The organism is Achromobacter sp. MYb9, assembly GCF_002975275.1.
Classification (GTDB): Bacteria; Pseudomonadota; Gammaproteobacteria; order Burkholderiales; family Burkholderiaceae_B; genus Achromobacter.
Genome location: NZ_PCOQ01000038.1, coordinates 19,640 through 34,644, shown reverse-complemented (window position 1 = coordinate 34,644; position 15,005 = coordinate 19,640). Strand labels below are relative to the sequence as shown.

21 protein-coding genes are annotated in these 15,005 nt (G+C 65.7%); all 21 read right to left on the bottom strand.

What is annotated here, in order from left to right; genetic code table 11:
• On the bottom strand, positions 1-368 hold a 368-nt coding region (gene tatB / locus CQ050_RS29630), incomplete at its 3' end, for a Sec-independent protein translocase protein TatB (RefSeq protein ID WP_105560410.1).
• Between the two features lie 72 nt (positions 369-440).
• Positions 441-668 (bottom strand): Sec-independent protein translocase subunit TatA, encoded by a 228-nt coding sequence (gene tatA / locus CQ050_RS29625; protein WP_006216828.1) that lies wholly within the window; start codon positions 666-668, stop codon positions 441-443.
• Positions 669-682: 14 nt separating this feature from the next.
• On the bottom strand, positions 683-1,051 hold the full coding sequence (locus CQ050_RS29620; protein ID WP_006224531.1) for a histidine triad nucleotide-binding protein: 369 nt from the start codon (positions 1,049-1,051) through the stop codon (positions 683-685).
• Between the two features lie 16 nt (positions 1,052-1,067).
• The gene (locus tag CQ050_RS29615; protein WP_105560409.1) at positions 1,068-1,418 is read right to left on the bottom strand and encodes a phosphoribosyl-ATP diphosphatase; all 351 of its coding nucleotides are present in this window, start codon (positions 1,416-1,418) and stop codon (positions 1,068-1,070) included.
• Positions 1,415-1,819: a phosphoribosyl-AMP cyclohydrolase gene (gene hisI, locus CQ050_RS29610; protein WP_105560408.1), complete on the bottom strand. Its 405-nt coding sequence runs from the start codon at positions 1,817-1,819 to the stop codon at positions 1,415-1,417. Before hisI ends, CQ050_RS29615 begins: the two co-directional genes overlap by 4 nt.
• 2 nt (positions 1,820-1,821) lie before the next feature.
• Complete coding sequence (gene hisF, locus CQ050_RS29605) at positions 1,822-2,643, bottom strand: imidazole glycerol phosphate synthase subunit HisF (protein ID WP_105560407.1); 822 nt, start codon at positions 2,641-2,643, stop codon at positions 1,822-1,824.
• Positions 2,640-3,380 (bottom strand): 1-(5-phosphoribosyl)-5-[(5-phosphoribosylamino)methylideneamino]imidazole-4-carboxamide isomerase, encoded by a 741-nt coding sequence (gene hisA / locus CQ050_RS29600; protein WP_046805342.1) that lies wholly within the window; start codon positions 3,378-3,380, stop codon positions 2,640-2,642. Before hisA ends, hisF begins: the two co-directional genes overlap by 4 nt.
• Positions 3,381-3,436: 56 nt before the next feature.
• Positions 3,437-4,135 (bottom strand): imidazole glycerol phosphate synthase subunit HisH, encoded by a 699-nt coding sequence (locus CQ050_RS29595; protein ID WP_105560406.1) that lies wholly within the window; start codon positions 4,133-4,135, stop codon positions 3,437-3,439.
• 34 nt (positions 4,136-4,169) lie between these two features.
• Positions 4,170-4,757: an imidazoleglycerol-phosphate dehydratase HisB gene (gene hisB / locus CQ050_RS29590; RefSeq protein WP_006216836.1), complete on the bottom strand. Its 588-nt coding sequence runs from the start codon at positions 4,755-4,757 to the stop codon at positions 4,170-4,172.
• Between the two features lies 1 nt (position 4,758).
• Positions 4,759-5,847, bottom strand: coding sequence for a histidinol-phosphate transaminase (gene hisC / locus CQ050_RS29585; protein ID WP_105560405.1), 1,089 nt, complete (start codon positions 5,845-5,847; stop codon positions 4,759-4,761).
• Positions 5,844-7,148 carry a histidinol dehydrogenase gene (gene hisD / locus CQ050_RS29580; protein ID WP_105560411.1) on the bottom strand — a complete coding sequence of 435 codons (1,305 nt, stop codon included), beginning with the start codon at positions 7,146-7,148 and terminating at the stop codon, positions 5,844-5,846. Before hisD ends, hisC begins: the two co-directional genes overlap by 4 nt.
• 54 nt (positions 7,149-7,202) lie before the next feature.
• Entirely contained in the window at positions 7,203-7,880 is a 678-nt protein-coding gene (gene hisG / locus CQ050_RS29575; protein WP_100853529.1) for an ATP phosphoribosyltransferase, read from the bottom strand.
• A 103-nt stretch (positions 7,881-7,983) separates the two neighbouring features.
• On the bottom strand, positions 7,984-9,252 hold the full coding sequence (murA, locus tag CQ050_RS29570) for a UDP-N-acetylglucosamine 1-carboxyvinyltransferase (protein ID WP_105560404.1): 1,269 nt from the start codon (positions 9,250-9,252) through the stop codon (positions 7,984-7,986).
• The gene (locus CQ050_RS29565; protein ID WP_105560403.1) at positions 9,252-9,497 is read right to left on the bottom strand and encodes a BolA family protein; all 246 of its coding nucleotides are present in this window, start codon (positions 9,495-9,497) and stop codon (positions 9,252-9,254) included. The genes murA and CQ050_RS29565 overlap by 1 nt, the downstream gene beginning before the upstream one ends.
• Positions 9,498-9,502: 5 nt before the next feature.
• Positions 9,503-10,315: an ABC transporter permease gene (locus tag CQ050_RS29560; protein WP_105560402.1), complete on the bottom strand. Its 813-nt coding sequence runs from the start codon at positions 10,313-10,315 to the stop codon at positions 9,503-9,505.
• Complete coding sequence (locus tag CQ050_RS29555; protein ID WP_105560401.1) at positions 10,312-11,124, bottom strand: ABC transporter ATP-binding protein; 813 nt, start codon at positions 11,122-11,124, stop codon at positions 10,312-10,314. Before CQ050_RS29555 ends, CQ050_RS29560 begins: the two co-directional genes overlap by 4 nt.
• A 173-nt stretch (positions 11,125-11,297) precedes the next feature.
• On the bottom strand, positions 11,298-11,927 hold the full coding sequence (locus CQ050_RS29550; protein WP_105560400.1) for a phospholipid-binding protein MlaC: 630 nt from the start codon (positions 11,925-11,927) through the stop codon (positions 11,298-11,300).
• Between the two features lie 38 nt (positions 11,928-11,965).
• The gene (locus CQ050_RS29545; RefSeq protein ID WP_105560399.1) at positions 11,966-12,760 is read right to left on the bottom strand and encodes a VacJ family lipoprotein; all 795 of its coding nucleotides are present in this window, start codon (positions 12,758-12,760) and stop codon (positions 11,966-11,968) included.
• 80 nt (positions 12,761-12,840) lie between these two features.
• Positions 12,841-13,341, bottom strand: a complete 501-nt coding sequence (gene mlaD, locus CQ050_RS29540; RefSeq protein ID WP_105560398.1) for an outer membrane lipid asymmetry maintenance protein MlaD — start codon at positions 13,339-13,341, stop codon at positions 12,841-12,843.
• A 12-nt stretch (positions 13,342-13,353) separates the two neighbouring features.
• On the bottom strand, positions 13,354-14,142 hold the full coding sequence (gene mlaE, locus CQ050_RS29535) for a lipid asymmetry maintenance ABC transporter permease subunit MlaE (RefSeq protein ID WP_105560397.1): 789 nt from the start codon (positions 14,140-14,142) through the stop codon (positions 13,354-13,356).
• Entirely contained in the window at positions 14,139-14,975 is an 837-nt protein-coding gene (locus tag CQ050_RS29530; RefSeq protein WP_105560396.1) for an ABC transporter ATP-binding protein, read from the bottom strand. The genes mlaE and CQ050_RS29530 overlap by 4 nt, the downstream gene beginning before the upstream one ends.
• Between the last annotated feature and the right edge of the window lie 30 nt (positions 14,976-15,005).

Here is a 15,005-nt window from a genome sequence, read left to right as displayed (position 1 = left end):
GCCCCGGCTGAGGCGTCCCCGACTGAGGCGTCCCCGACGATAACCGGCGCGACCTTGCCGCTGGCTTCGCGGGCGACTTCGTCGAGTTCCGCGCGGAATTGCTGGACCGGTTCCTGCAGCGAGGCTTGCGTGTCGTTCAACGACTGCTGCACGCCTTGCGCGGCATCTTCCATTTCGTTTTTGAACTTGCGCAGTTCATCGAGTTCGATTTCGCGCTGGATATCGGACTTCACGTCATTGACGTAACGCTGCGCGCGCCCAAGGAGGTGGCCGACGGTGCGGGCGACCTTGGGCAGGCGTTCGGGGCCAATGACGATCAAGGCGACGACGCCGATCACCATCAGTTCAGTGAGGCTGACATCAAACATTCGACGGCCGCTCGGGAATTGAAGCAATAAGGGCCGGCCCGTTCAGGGCTGGCCCGGGAGACGAGCCGCGGCTCAGGAGTTGGTCTTTTCCTTGGCTTGCACGTCGATGGTTTCACCGGAAACGCGCTGCTGCGCGATCGGATCCGCCGGCTTTTCGCCGTTGGCGTCCTTCATGCCTTCCTTGAAACCCTTCACCGCGCCGCCCAGGTCCGAGCCGATGTTGCGCAGTTTTTTGGTGCCGAAAATCAGCGCCACGATGACCAGAACGACCAACCAATGCCAAATGCTGAAACTACCCATGATGTTTCTCCGAATTACGCGGTGGGGGCTACGCGCCCTTTCCAGGGCCGCGAGCCGCCGATGATGTGGAAATGCAAATGCGGGACTTCCTGGCCGCCTTCGACGCCAGAGTTGATCATGATGCGAAATCCGCCATCAGGGCCCGGACGGCAACCGTTTTCGGCTGCTAGCCGCGGCGCCAACGACATCATTCTACCCAACCAACCTGCGTCCTCGCCCGTAATATCCTGCATGGATGTGACATGACGTCGAGGGATCAGCAGTAAATGTACCGGTGCGGCCGGATTAATATCGTGGAATGCAACAAAGTCCTCGTCTTCATAGACTTTCTTGGACGGGATGTCGCCAGCGGCGATCTTGCAGAAAAGACAGTTGTCGCTCATTTTCCGGGCTCCGTGGTCAGTCTTTGGGGCGGCTTGCCTTCTCGGCCAGGCCCGACAGGCCTTCGCGGCGGGCCAATTCGGCCAGCACGTCTTCCGGCCGCAGCTTGAAATGCGTCAGCGCGACCAGGCAGTGGAACCACAGGTCGGCGGTTTCGCTGACGATGCGGTCCGGCACGCCGTCTTTGGCGGCCATGACCAGTTCCGTGGCTTCTTCGCCGATCTTCTTCAGGAAGGCGTCGGGGCCCTTGGCCAGCAGCTTGGCGGAATACGATGCGGTGGGATCCCCGCCGTTTTCGGGGCGGCGGGTTTCCAGCGTGTCGGCGATGCGTGCCAGGATATCGGCCGCGCTTAGCGTTTGATCGGTCATTTGTAGATCAGTTCGGGGTCTTTCAGCACCGGGTCAACCGTGACCCAGGATGCCTGGTCCGTCGGCCCTTCCAGGCGGCGGAAAAAACAACTGGCGCGGCCGGTGTGGCACGCGATGCCGCCTTCCTGGTGCACCTTGAGCAAAATGACGTCGCCGTCGCAATCCAGGCGCAATTCGTGCACTTCTTGCACATGGCCCGATTCTTCGCCCTTGCGCCACAGGCGTTGGCGCGAACGCGACCAGTACACGGCGCGGCCGGTGGCGGCCGTTTCAGCCAGCGATTCGCGGTTCATCCAGGCCACCATCATGATCTGGCCGTTTTCAAAGTCTTGGGCGATGGCGGGGATCAGGCCGTTTTCGTCGAAGACGACGTCGGCCATCCAGGCGGGTTCGATGCTCATGATTAGTCCAACCGTACGGAAATGCCTTGTTCGGCCATGAAGCGCTTGCACTCGCCGACGGTGTGCTGGCCAAAATGGAAAATGCTGGCGGCCAGCACGGCGCTGGCGCGGCCGGTGGTGACGCCATCGGCCAGGTGTTGCAGGTTACCCACGCCGCCCGAGGCAATGACGGGCACCGGCACGGCGTCCGACACGGCGCGGGTCAGCGCCAGGTCGAAGCCCGACTTGGTGCCGTCGCGGTCCATGCTGGTCAACAGGATTTCGCCCGCGCCGTAGGCCGCCATGCGGCGCGCCCAGGCCACGGCGTCCAGCCCGGTGGCCTTGCGGCCGCCATGGGTGAAGACTTCCCAGCGGGCGGGTTCGCCGTCGGCAGACACGCGACGCGCGTCGATGGCTACGACCACGCATTGCGAGCCGTGGTAGTCGGACGCGGCGCGAACCAGTTCCGGGTTGGCCACGGCGGCGCTGTTGATGCTGATCTTGTCGGCGCCGGCATTCAGCAGGCGCTGGATGTCGGACACCTGGCGCACGCCGCCGCCCACGGTCAGCGGGATGAAGACCTGGGACGCCACCTGCTCGATGATGGGCAGGATCAGGTCGCGGCCGTCGCTGGTGGCGGTGATGTCCAGGAACGTGAGTTCGTCGGCGCCCTGCTCGTTGTAGCGGCGGGCGATCTCGACGGGGTCGCCCGCGTCGAGCAGGTTGACGAAGTTCACGCCCTTGACGACGCGCCCGGCGGTCACGTCAAGGCAGGGGATGATGCGGCGGGTCAGCGCGCTCTGGACGGGCGCGCCGGCCCCGGGGGTGCTGCTGGAGGTGGTCATTTTGCCAATTCGTCGGCGCGGGCCTGGGCTGCCTGGAAATCAAGCGTGCCTTCGTAGATGCTGCGGCCCAGGATGGCGCCTTCGACGCCTTCTTCCTCGACCGCGCACAGGGCTTCGATGTCCTGGATGCCGGCGATGCCGCCCGACGCGTACACGGGGATGCGCACGTGCTGGGCCAGGCGGACCGTGGCTTCGACGTTCACGCCCGAGAGCATGCCGTCGCGGCCGATGTCGGTGTAGATGATGGCCTCGCAGCCGTAGTCTTCGAACTTCTTGGCCAGGTCCAGCACGTCGTGGCGGGTCAGCTTGCTCCAGCCGTCGGTGGCGATCTTGCCGTCGCGGGCGTCCAGGCCGACGATGATCTGGCCGGGGAATGCGCCGCAGGCGTCTTGCAGGAAGCCCGGGTTCTTGACCGCGGCGGTGCCGATGATCACGTAGGAGATGCCGGCATCAAGGTAGCGCTCGATGGTGTCGAGGTCGCGGATGCCGCCGCCGATCTGGACGGGGATGTCGTCGCCGACGGCTTCCAGGATGGCCTTGATGGGCGCTTCGTTCTTCGGTTTACCGGCGACGGCGCCGTTCAGGTCGACCAGATGCAGGCGGCGCGCGCCTTGGTCGAGCCAACGGGTGGCCATGGCGGCGGGGTCTTCGGAGAACACCGTTGCATCGTCCAGGTCACCCTGGCGCAGGCGCACGCAGCGCCCGTCTTTAAGATCGATGGCGGGGATCAGCAGCATGGTGGGCAGCAAAAAGAAAGAGGGGTTGAATGGGCTGGCGCACGTGGGCTCTAGGCCTACGGCTGCCAGTCTACAAAATTGCGATACAGGCGCAAACCGTGTTCGGCGCTCTTTTCGGGGTGGAACTGCACCGCGAAAATGTTAGCTGCCGCCACTGCGCAGGTAAAGGCGACGCCATAATCGGTTTCACCAACAGTCAGGCCGGAATCGTCCGGATCGGCGTAGTAACTATGGACGAAATAGAAGTGCGTGTCGTCCGGAATGCCGTCCCAGATAGGGTGAGAGCGTGTCTGGCGGACTTTGTTCCATCCCATGTGCGGCACTTTGAGCCGTTCCGGGCGGGTGTCGGCCAGGCCCGCCGCACCGGTGTCGGCCAGGCAGGCTTCATCGTCGGCGGCGATCAGGTCCGCGAAGCGCGGCCCCGAGAAGCGGCGCACGACGCCGGGGAACAGGCCCAGGCAGGACGTGCCGCCTTCTTCAGAGGAGTCGAACAGCATCTGTTCGCCCACGCAGACGCCCAGCAGGGGCTTGTTGCGGGCGGCGCGGACGACGGCTTCACGCAGGCCGGATTCATTCAGGGTGCGCATGCAGTCCGCCATCGCACCCTGGCCGGGGAAGACCACGCGGTCGGCCGCGTCGATGTCCTGGGGCTGGTGGCAGATGCGGATGTCCGCGTCGGGGGCGGCGAACGTCAGGGCGCGTGCGACGGAGTGGAAATTGCCCATTCCATAGTCGACGATGGCGATAGTGGTCACTTCTTTTGCCTGGTGCGGTGGGTTTGGCGAACGGTTACAGCACGCCCTTGGTGGAGGGCACGACGTCGCCCATGCGCGGGTCGACTTCCATGGCCATGCGCAGGGCGCGGCCACAGGCCTTGAACACGGTTTCCGCCTGGTGGTGGGCGTTGAAGCCGCGCAGGTTGTCGATGTGCAGCGTGATCAGCGCGTGATTGACCAGCCCCTGGAAGAACTCGCGCGTCAGGTCGACGTCGAAGTTGCCGATGTGGGCGCGCGTGAACGGGATGTGGTATTCCAGGCCGGGACGGCCCGAAAAATCCACCACGACGCGCGACAGCGCTTCGTCCAGCGGCACATAGGCGTGGCCGTAGCGGCGCAGCCCGGCCTTGGTGCCGACCGCTTTCGCGATTGCCATGCCCAGGGTGATGCCCACGTCTTCCACCGTGTGGTGCGCATCGATGTGCAGGTCGCCCTCGGCCTTGATGTCGAGGTCGATCAGGCCGTGGCGCGCGATCTGGTCCAGCATGTGGTCCAGGAACGGCACGCCCGTGTCGATCGTCTGCTTGCCGGTGCCATCGATGTTGATGGCCACGCGGATGCGGGTTTCGTTGGTGTTGCGGGTGATCTCTGCGGTACGCATGTTAAGCACTCAAAATCTCTTGCAGGGCAGCCAGCAAGGCGGCGTTCTCGGCCGGGGCGCCCACCGAGATGCGCAGGCAGTTGGCCAGGAGCGGATGGGCGTTGGAGAAGTTACGAATCAATATTTTGCGCGTTTTCAGCGCAAGATGCACGGCGTTGCCGTCCAGCTTGCCGGAAAAGCGCGCGAGTATGAAGTTGCCGGCGGAAGGGAATACCCTGACGCCGGGCAGCGCCGCCAGGGCCGCGGCCAGCGGTTCGCGGTCGGCGCGCAGACGCGCGGCCTGCTCGTCCAGCACGTCCTTGTGTCGCAGAACCGTCATCAGCGTGGCCTGGGTCAGCACGTCCAGGTTGTAGGGCGGGCGCACTTTATTCAGTTCGGCGATCCAGTCCGGGTGGCCCGCCATGTATCCGAAACGCAAGCCCGCCAGGCCGATCTTGGAGACCGTGCGCATGACGACGACATTGGGCGCGTCCAGCACCTGCGCCATCCAGGTGCGGTCGGCGAAGGGCTGATAGGCCTCGTCCAGCACCACCAGGCCCGGGGCGGCCGCGATGATCGCCTGCACGTCGTGGTCGGACCAGAGGCCGCCGGTGGGGTTGTTGGGCACGGCCAGGAACACGACCTTGGGTTGGTGCTCGCGGATGGCGGCCAGCATGGCCGGCAAATCCAGGGTCAGATCATCGGTCAGCGGCACGCCGACGAAGCGGGCGTGGTCGAATCGGGCCGCCATGTCGAAATAGACGAACGACGGCCACGGCGACATCACGGTGTCGCCGGGGTTGCAGCAGGCCTGCACGACGATGTGGATAAGTTCGTCGGAGCCATTGCCGAACAGCACGTCGGCGGCATCGGGTACCCCGAACGCGGCCTTCACCGCCTGCTGCAGCGCGGTCAGGTCGGCGGCCGGGTAGCGGTTCAGCGCCGTGTCGCGCACGGCCTGGGCGATATCGTCGCGGACCGTTTCGGGAAGCTCGTAGGGGCATTCCATCGCGTCCAGCTTGATGCAGCCTTCCGCGTTGGCCACGGGATAGGCGGCCAGTTCGCGGATGTCGGCGCGCACGGTGCCGGCGATGCGGCCGGCGACGCTCATGGCTTGTCGATCCGGTACTGAGCGCTGGCGGCATGCGCCTGCAGGCCCTCGCCTAGCGCCAGTTCGGCGGCGATGCGGCCCAGGGTCTGCGCGCCCTGATGCGATACCTGGATCAGGCTGGAACGCTTCTGGAAGTCGTACACGCCCAGCGGCGACGAAAAGCGCGCGGTGCGCGACGTCGGCAGCACGTGGTTCGGGCCGGCGCAGTAGTCGCCCAGCGCCTCCGAACTGAACCGGCCCATGAAGATCGCGCCGGCGTGGCGGATCTTGGCCGTCCAGATTTCGGGCTGCTCGGTAGAAATTTCCAAGTGCTCGGGCGCGATGTCGTTGGCGATCTGGCAGGCTTCTTCCAGGCTTTGGACCTGGATCAGCGCGCCGCGGTTCGCCAGGCTGACGCGCAGGATGTCGGCACGCGGCATCGTCGGCAGGAGGCGCGCGATGGCGGCTTCGACTTCCGCGATGAAGGCGGCGTCCGGACAGAGCAGGATCGATTGCGCCAGTTCGTCGTGTTCGGCCTGCGAGAACAGGTCCATGGCGATCCAGTCGGCCGGCGTCTTGCCGTCGCAGATGACCAGGATCTCGCTGGGGCCGGCGATCATGTCGATGCCGACCACGCCGAACACGCGGCGCTTGGCGGCGGCGACATAGGCGTTGCCCGGGCCGACGATCTTGTCCACGGCGGGCACCGTATCGGTGCCGTAGGCCAGCGCGCCCACGGCCTGCGCGCCGCCAATGGCGAACACGCGGTCCACGCCGCCGATGGCGGCCGCCGCCAGCACGATGGGGTTGCGTACGCCGTCGGGCGTGGGCGTGACCATGATCAGTTCCTGCACGCCCGCGACCTTGGCCGGGATGGCGTTCATCAGCACCGACGACGGATAGGCGGCCTTGCCGCCCGGCACGTACAGGCCCACGCGATCCAGCGGGGTGACCTGCTGGCCCAGCATCGTGCCTTCGGCGTCGGTGTAGGTCCAGGTCTCGGCGCGCTGGCGTTCGTGGTAGCTGCGCACGCGGTCGGCGGCGGCTTCCAGCGCATTGCGCTGGGCGGCCGGCAGCGAGGCCAGCGCGGCATGCCAGTCTGCCTTGGGGATTTCCAGCGCGGCGGCCGATGCCCCCGGCATGCGGTCGAAGCGTTGCGTGTATTCCACCAGCGCGGCGTCGCCGCGGGCGCGTACGTCGGCCAGGATGCCGGCGGCGGCGCGGTCGATGGACTCGTCCTCGTTGGCCTCGAAGGCCAGCAGCGTGGACAGGGCGGATTTGAATCCGGGATCGCGGGAGTCAAGACGATTGATCAGGGCCATGGCGTCATGCAGCAAAGCGGAAAGCGGCCGCCGCGGCATCGCGGCGGGCGGGGGTCAGGCGTTGCGGGAGGCGGCTCTTTCGAAGGCGTCCAGCAGCGGTTGCAGGCGGGCGCCGCGGGTCTTCAGCGCAGCCTGGTTGACGATCAGGCGCGACGAGATGGGCATGACGTCTTCGACTGCGACCAGGTCGTTGGCGCGCAGCGTGCCGCCGGTGGACACCAGGTCGACGATGCAGTCGGCCAGGCCGACCAGCGGCGCCAGTTCCATCGAACCATACAGCTTGATGATATCCACGTACACACCCTTTGCCGCAAAGTGTTCACGGGCTGAGTGGACGTACTTGGTGGCCACGCGCAGGCGCGCACCCTGGTGCACGGCGCCTTCGTAGTCGAAGCCGTTGCGCACGGCCACGGCCAGGCGGCACTTGGCGATGTTCAGGTCGATGGGCTGGTACAGGCCGCCGGGCTGCTCTTTGGCGTGCTCGATCAGCACGTCCTTGCCCGCGATGCCCAGGTCGGCCGCGCCGTACTGCACGTAGGTCGGCACGTCGGAGGCGCGCACGATGATCAGGCGCAGGCCAGGGTCGCTGGTCGGCAGGATCAGCTTGCGGGAGCTCTCCGGGCTTTCGGTCACTTCGATGCCGGCCTCGGCCAGCAACGGCATGGTTTCTTCAAAAATCCGGCCCTTGGACAGGGCCAGGGTCAGGGGCTTCATCGTGGTGGCATTGTTCATTGCCGGGCAGCCTCAAAATGATCGGACCCACTCGGGGAGCAGCAAGCCGACGGCGCAGCGTGGGGGCAGCAAGCTGAAGGCGCAGCGTGGGGGCTATTACTTTTCATGCCTGTTCCTTGCCGGTCACGCGTTGGATGTTCGCGCCCAGGGCGCGCAGTTTGACTTCCATCTGGTCGTAGCCACGATCCAGGTGGTAGATGCGGTCGACCAGCGTGTCGCCGTCGGCCGCCAGGCCGGCGATGACGAGGCTGGCCGAGGCGCGCAGGTCGGTGGCCATGACGGTGGCGCCCGACAGGCGCTTCACTCCACGCACGATGGCGGTGTGGCCGTCGATGTCGATGTCGGCGCCCAGGCGGCGCAGTTCCTGCACGTGCATGTAGCGGTTCTCGAAAATCGTTTCGACGATGACCGCGGTGCCATCCGCCACGGCATTCAGCGCCATGACCTGCGCCTGCATGTCGGTGGCGAAGCCGGGGTATTCGTGCGTGCGCAAACCCACCGCTTTCGGCCGCGCGGACATGGCGCCGCGGATCCAGTCCGGGCCGGTTTCGATGGTCAGGCCGGCTTCGACCAGCTTGTCCAGCGTGGCGCCCAGGATGCCGGCGTCAGTGTTCTTCAGCACGATGTCGCCGCCCGCCGCGCCCACGGCGCACAGGAAGGTGCCGGCTTCGATGCGGTCGGAGATAACGCGGTGTTCGGCGCCGTGCAGGCGCTCGACCCCGTCGATCACGATGCGGTCCGTGCCGTGCCCCTGGATGCGGGCGCCCATTTTGATGAGCAATTCGGCCAGGTCGACCACTTCGGGTTCGCGCGCGGCGTTCTCCAGCACGGTCCGGCCGTCGGCCAGCACGGCCGCCATCAGCAGGTTCTCGGTGCCGGTGACGGTGACCATGTCGGTGCGCACGGAGGCGCCCTTCAGGCGCTTGGCGCGCGCGACGACAAAGCCGTGCTCGATGCTGATCTCGGCGCCCAGCGCGGCCAGGCCCTTGATGTGCTGGTCGACCGGTCGCTGGCCGATGGTGCAACCGCCAGGCAGGCTCACGCGCGCTTCGCCGAAGCGGGCGAGCAGCGGGCCCAGCACCAGGATGGAGGCGCGCATCGTCTTGACCAGGTCGTACGGCGCTTCCAGGTTGTCGACGTGGTTGGCCTGCAGCGTGACGACGCCGTCCGTGCCGCGCTCGGCGCGCACGCCCATGCGGCCGAGCAGGCGCAGCATAGTGGCGGTGTCGTTCAGGTGCGGAACGTTGGCAAGCGTCAGCGCGTCGGCGGTCAGCAGACCCGCGCACAGGATCGGCAGGGCCGAATTCTTGGCGCCGGAAATCGAGATTTCGCCGCGTAGCGGCGCGCCGCCGGTGATGCGGAGCTTATCCATCACTTGCCTGCTTGCTGATATTCGCCAGGGGTCAGCGTGCGCATGGACAGTGCGTGGATCTCGGCCTTCATGCGGTCGCCGAGCGCAGCATAGACCATCTGATGGCGCTGGATCAGGCGCTTGCCTTCGAAGGCCGTGCTGACGATGACGGCGTCGAAATGCGAGCCGTCGCCCTGCACGTCAAGATGTTCACAGGGCAGGCCGTCCGCGATGTATTGGCGGACTTGCGCGGGAGTGGGAAGCATGGACGTCAGTTCCTGAGTTTGTAGCCGCTGGCCAGAAGCCGCAGCGCGTAAAGCGATAGCGCCAGGAACACCGCCGTCACCACCGCCAGGCTGCGCCAGGGCGAGACGTCCGACACCGCGAAGAATCCGTAGCGGAATCCGTCGATGGCGTAGAAGATGGGGTTCCAGTGGGACACGCTCTGCCAGAAGGGCGGCAACGTGTGGATGGAATAGAACACGCCGGACAGGAACGTCGCGGGCATGATCAGGAAATTCTGGAAGGCGGCCAGCTGGTCGAATTTTTCGGACCACAGGCCCGCGACCACGCCCAGCACGGCCATGATGCCGCAGGACAGCACGGCAAAGACCAGCAACCACAGCGGGTTGGCGGGAATCAGCGATACGAAGAACAGCGCCACGGCCCAGACGCACAGCCCCACGGCCAGGCCACGCACGATGGCCGCCAGCACGAAGGCGCCGAACATGTCGCGGTGCGACAGCGGCGGCAGCAGCATGAAGACAAGGTTGCCGGTGATGCGGCTTTGGATCAGTGACGACGACGGGTTGGCGAACGCGTTCTGCAGCATGCTCATCATCATGAGCCCGGGGATCAGGAACGCCGTGTAGGGCACCGTGCCGTACACCATCAGGCGCCCTTCCAGCACGTGCGCGAACACCAGCAGGTACAGCAGCGCCGTGATCACGGGGGCGGCGATGGTCTGGAAGCCGACCTTCCAGAAGCGCAGCAATTCCTTGCGCAGCAGGGTCGGAAAACCGGAGCCCGCGTCCAGGCGGGGCTGCACCAGCGGTTGGCTGGCGGTCGCGTTGGGCGGCGTCATGAGGAAATCTCTTCGGGTTGCAGGGCGGGCGCGGCGGGCTCGTCGCCCTGATGCATGATGCGCACGAACGCGTCTTCCAGATCGACGCCGCCGACGCGAGCCATCAGGGCCTGCGTGGTGTCCAGCGCCACGATGCGGCCGCGCTTGAGCATGGCGATGCGGCCGCACAGGGCTTCCGCTTCTTCCAGGTAGTGCGTGGTCAGCATGATGGTGTGGCCCGCCTTGTTCAAGCGCGAGATGAACTCCCACAAGGTGCGGCGCAAGTCCACGTCCACGCCTGCGGTGGGTTCATCCAGCACGATCACGGGGGGACGGTGCACCAGCGCCTGCGCCACCAGCACGCGGCGTTTCATGCCGCCGGACAGCGCGCGCATGTTGTTGTCGGCTTTGTCGGCCAGGCCCAGGTTGAACAGGATCTCGTCGATCCAGTCGTCGTTGTTGCGCAGGCCGAAGTAGCCGGACTGGATACGCAGGGTCTCGCGCACCGTGAAGAACGGGTCGTAGACCAGCTCTTGCGGCACCACGCCCAGGGCGCGCCGCGCCGACTTGTAGTCGGCCACGACGTCGTAACCACAGACGGTGGCCCGTCCGGACGACGCGTGCGCCAGGCCGGCCAGGATCGAGATCAGGGTGGTCTTGCCCGCGCCGTTCGGGCCTAGCAGGCCAAAGAACTCGCCGTGCTCGATGTTCAGGCTGACATGGTCCAGCGCCTGAAAGCCGGGGGCGGGCGTGCGCCCAAGCAACTTCTGCCAGCCACGCTGGCGTGGCGAGTAGACCTTGGAGACGTTTTCTAGACTGACGGCTGACATGACGGCGGGGGGCTGCCCGGAAAGAGCGAATTGATCATTATATAAGCGCACCGAGGCGGCAAGCGCCTATGGCCCCGGCAGCCGTAGGGATGGCGACATCATCCGTCCCTTAAATAATCAGCCCGGCGGGCCGCTAGGGGCGCGCCGGGCCGGAGGCAGCCGGAACCGGGGAATTACTGGTTGCGCTGGTTCAACGCCTTGATCAGGCCGTCGATGCCGTTCTGGTTGATCTGCTGCGCGAACTGGTTGCGGTAGTTCTCGATCAGCCAGATGCCTTCGACGTTCATGTCGTAGATCTTCCAGCCTTGCGGCGTCTTTTCCAGACGGTAGTCCACGCCCGTGGGCTGGCCGTTGTCCTGGCTGATCAGGGTGCGCACGACCACGTCGTCGGCCTTGGGGTCGCCGCGGAACGGCAGGGCCTTGACGGTGGTGCTGGGCGTGACGCGGGTCAGCGCGCCGCTGTAGGTGCGCACCAGCGTGCCGCGGAACGCGTCGGCCAGGGCCGTCTTCTGCTGTTCCGTCGCCTGGCGCCAGTAGCGGCCGGCGGACAGGCGGGTCGTTTTCTGGAAGTTGACGTAGGGCAGGATGTGCTGGTTGACGACTTCGTTGATGCGGGCGGTGTTGCCGGCTTTGACGGCGCCGTCGGCTTTCAGCACATCAAGGGCCTCATTGGCCGTGGCGATGACGAATTGGTCCGGAGGACCGTTGGGGTTGGGCTTGGCCTGCGCGGCGCCGGCCGCGGCAAGACCCAGCAGGCCTGCGAAGGCCAACCGTTGCAACAGGGAAATAAAAGCAAATCGCATCAAAACTCCTTACTGTACCGATGAACGCAAGCGACAGCTTACTTGGTTGCCGGCGCGGGCGCCGGAGCGCCCTGGGCCGGGGCATCGCCGTCGTCGTCCTCGTAGTTGGGCAGCGCATCGTCGTCGTTCACGCGGTGGCCAAGCACCATGGCGTTGCGGCGCTGCAGGTAGGCGTCGCGGATGAAGCTGTACGGATCCAGCGCGACGCGGTCGATCGTGTCGGTGGCGCTGAGCAGGCTGGCGCGCGTATCGACGACGCGCAGGCCCCACAACGAATTGCGCAGGCGCACGTTGTCGATGGAGTCGACGCCCATGTAGCCGTAGGTCGTGCCGTAGTAATCGCCGATCAGGCCCGCGCCGTCGCGCACCGTGGACGACCCGAAGATCGGCAGCACCAGGTACGGGCCCTGGCCGAAGCCCCACACGCCCAGCGTCGTGCCGAAGTCGTTCGGGATCTTGCGCGCACCGTTGGCCGAGGCGACGTCGAAGCAGCCGCCCACGCCCATCGTGGTGTTGAACAGGAACCGGCCCAGCGTGTTCACGAAGTCGTGGCCGCGGCCTTGCAGGAAGCTGTTGGCGCCCGACCAGAGATCGCCGACGTTGCTGAAGATGTTGTGGACGCAGCTGCGCACGGGCTGCGGCGTGACATAGGTGTAGGCCTGGGCAACCGGTTTGAAGACCGCGCGGTCGACCGTGTCGTTGAACTTGTAGACGCCCCGGTTGAAGCCTTCCCACGGATCGCGTGGATCCGGGTTCTGCGGCGCGGCGCAGCCGGCCATCAGTGCACCCGCCGCTGCGATGGTGGCGATTCGGGAAAGTGCGTTCTTGTTCATGATCAGGACATTCCTATCAACGATTCTTATGATATTGCGACGGTGAAGCGCAGCCCGTTACGGCGTCTTTCGCATCGTCTTCAATTTGGCGCTTTCGCGGCGGGTTCGGCTTCGGAGGCCGCGCCCTGCTTCTCGGCGGAGCCGTACAGGAACTGGCTGATCAGCTGCTCCAGCACGACCGCGCTTTGTGTATAGCGGATTTTTCCGCCGTCGGTAAAGTTCTCTTCTTCGCTGCCCGCCGTCAGGCCCAGGTACTGTTCACCCAGCAATCCGGACGTGAGGATCGATGCCGACGTGTCCTTCGGGAACTGATAGGCTTTTTCCAGGTTCACCGAGACGACCGCCTGGAAGGTCTTGTCGTCGAAGGTGATGCTGGATACGCGGCCCACGACGACGCCGGCGCTTTTGACCGCCGCGCGCGGCTTGAGGCCGCCTACGTTATCGAAATTGGCCGATAGCGTATAGGTCGGGGCGAAGGAAAACGTGCTGAGGTTGCCGGCGCGCAACGCCAGGAATACCAGCGCGACCGCGCCCAGCAGTACAAACAGGCCTACCCAGAAGTCGGTTTTTTCGCGTGACATGATCGATCCGTTTCAATTTCCAAACATCAAGGCAGTGAGCAGGAAGTCCAGCCCAAGTACTGCCAAGGAGCCCACCACCACGGTGCGCGTGGTGGCGCGAGCTACGCCTTCGGGCGTGGGCCGGGCCTGCCAGCCTTCGTAGAGCGCCACCAGCGTTACCGTGACGCCGAACACCACGCTCTTGATGACGCCGTTGGCCACGTCGTTCCAGACGTCCACGCCGTTTTGCATCTGTGACCAGAACGCGCCTGCGTCCACGCCGATCATCACGACGCCGACGACCCAGCCGCCCAGGATACCCACCATGGAGAACACCGCCGCAAGGATGGGCATGGCGATGATGCCGCCCCACAGGCGTGGCACCAGCACGCGACGGATCGGGTCGACGGCCATGACTTCCATGGCCGATAGTTGTTCGCCGGCTTTCATCAGGCCGATCTCGGCGGTCAGCGAGGTGCCCGCGCGCCCGGCGAACAGCAGCGCCGTCACGACAGGCCCCAGCTCACGCACAAGCGACAAGGCCACCAGCAGGCCCAGCGCTTCTTCGGAACCGTAGCGGTTCAGGGTGTAGTAGCCCTGCAGCCCCAGCACGAAGCCGACGAACATGCCCGACACGGCGATGATCAGCAGCGAATAGTTGCCGATGAAATGGACTTGCTGCGACACCAGGCGCGGGCGCGAGAAGACGATGCCGCTGCGCGCCAGCATGCCGGCGAAGAACCGGGTGAAGTAGCCGATGCCGGATACGGTGCCGCGCAGCCATCCGCCGAGCGCGCTGACGGGATTGTTGGAGCCGCTCATGCTTTGCGCCCTTTCTGTTCGGAAAGCCACTTTTGGAAGGCCGGCGTTTCCGGGTATTGGAACGCGACCGGGCCATCGGGCTGGCCTTTCAGGAATTGCTGCACATAAGGGTCTTGCGACGCCGACAGCGTTTCCGGCGTACCGGCGGCGGCCAACTTGCCTTGGCCCACCAGATACACCTGGTCGGCGATGGCGAAGGATTCCTGCACGTCGTGGGTGATCAGCACCGACGCGCATCCCAGGCGGTCGGCCAGGCTGCGGATCAGGCGGGCCGTGATGCCCAGCGAGATCGGGTCCAGTCCGGCGAAGGGTTCGTCGTACAGGATCAGTTCGGGTTCCAGCACCACGGCGCGGGCCAGGGCGACGCGGCGCGCCATGCCGCCCGATATCTCGGCCACTCTCAGGTGCGCGGCGGCACGCAGGCCGACGGCGTCGAGTTTGTCGAGCACGCGGTCGGTGACGTCGGATTCGGACAGTTTGGTGTGTTCGCGCAGCGGAAAAGCGACGTTTTCGAACACATTCAGGTCGGTGAACAGCGCGCCCTGCTGGAACAGCACGCCCATGCGCTTGCGCAGGGATTGCAGTTCGGCCGGGGTGGCGCGCTCGATGTCCTGCCCGAACGCCAGGACCCGGCCCTGCTGCGCGACGAGCTGGCCGGTGGCCGCCCGCAACAGCGTGGTCTTGCCGGAACCCGAGCCGCCCATGACGGCGACCACTTGGCCCGCACGCACGTCCATGGAGATGTCGCGCAAGACGGTGAAATCACCGTAGCCTAGCGCCACACCTTCCAGGCGCAGGGCGAATTCCGGGGTGCTGCTTGTTTGAGCGGGCATGGGCAACGAAAAGGGTGTTTTGCGAGGACC

Bases quoted from the DNA above. Each gene is read 5' to 3' on its own strand.
- CQ050_RS29565 (WP_105560403.1), bottom strand. From the start codon at position 9,497: ATGCTTCCCACTCCCGCGCAAGTCCGCCAATACATCGCGGACGGCCTG.
- CQ050_RS29555 (WP_105560401.1), bottom strand. From the start codon at position 11,124: ATGTCAGCCGTCAGTCTAGAAAACGTCTCCAAGGTCTACTCGCCACGC.
- CQ050_RS29530 (WP_105560396.1), bottom strand. From the start codon at position 14,975: ATGCCCGCTCAAACAAGCAGCACCCCGGAATTCGCCCTGCGCCTGGAA.
- mlaD (WP_105560398.1), bottom strand. From the start codon at position 13,341: ATGTCACGCGAAAAAACCGACTTCTGGGTAGGCCTGTTTGTACTGCTG.
- hisF (WP_105560407.1), bottom strand. From the start codon at position 2,643: ATGACCACCTCCAGCAGCACCCCCGGGGCCGGCGCGCCCGTCCAGAGC.
- mlaE (WP_105560397.1), bottom strand. From the start codon at position 14,142: ATGAGCGGCTCCAACAATCCCGTCAGCGCGCTCGGCGGATGGCTGCGC.
- tatA (WP_006216828.1), bottom strand. From the start codon at position 668: ATGGGTAGTTTCAGCATTTGGCATTGGTTGGTCGTTCTGGTCATCGTG.
- hisA (WP_046805342.1), bottom strand. From the start codon at position 3,380: ATGCTGCTGATCCCCGCCATCGATCTTAAAGACGGGCGCTGCGTGCGC.
- hisB (WP_006216836.1), bottom strand. From the start codon at position 4,757: ATGCGTACCGCAGAGATCACCCGCAACACCAACGAAACCCGCATCCGC.
- CQ050_RS29545 (WP_105560399.1), bottom strand. From the start codon at position 12,760: ATGAACAAGAACGCACTTTCCCGAATCGCCACCATCGCAGCGGCGGGT.
- hisG (WP_100853529.1), bottom strand. From the start codon at position 7,880: ATGAACAATGCCACCACGATGAAGCCCCTGACCCTGGCCCTGTCCAAG.
- murA (WP_105560404.1), bottom strand. From the start codon at position 9,252: ATGGATAAGCTCCGCATCACCGGCGGCGCGCCGCTACGCGGCGAAATC.
- hisC (WP_105560405.1), bottom strand. From the start codon at position 5,847: ATGAGCGTCGCCGGCCGCATCGCCGGCACCGTGCGCGCCGACATCCGC.
- CQ050_RS29620 (WP_006224531.1), bottom strand. From the start codon at position 1,051: ATGAGCGACAACTGTCTTTTCTGCAAGATCGCCGCTGGCGACATCCCG.
- hisI (WP_105560408.1), bottom strand. From the start codon at position 1,819: ATGAGCATCGAACCCGCCTGGATGGCCGACGTCGTCTTCGACGAAAAC.
- hisD (WP_105560411.1), bottom strand. From the start codon at position 7,148: ATGGCCCTGATCAATCGTCTTGACTCCCGCGATCCCGGATTCAAATCC.
- CQ050_RS29560 (WP_105560402.1), bottom strand. From the start codon at position 10,315: ATGACGCCGCCCAACGCGACCGCCAGCCAACCGCTGGTGCAGCCCCGC.
- CQ050_RS29550 (WP_105560400.1), bottom strand. From the start codon at position 11,927: ATGCGATTTGCTTTTATTTCCCTGTTGCAACGGTTGGCCTTCGCAGGC.
- CQ050_RS29615 (WP_105560409.1), bottom strand. From the start codon at position 1,418: ATGACCGATCAAACGCTAAGCGCGGCCGATATCCTGGCACGCATCGCC.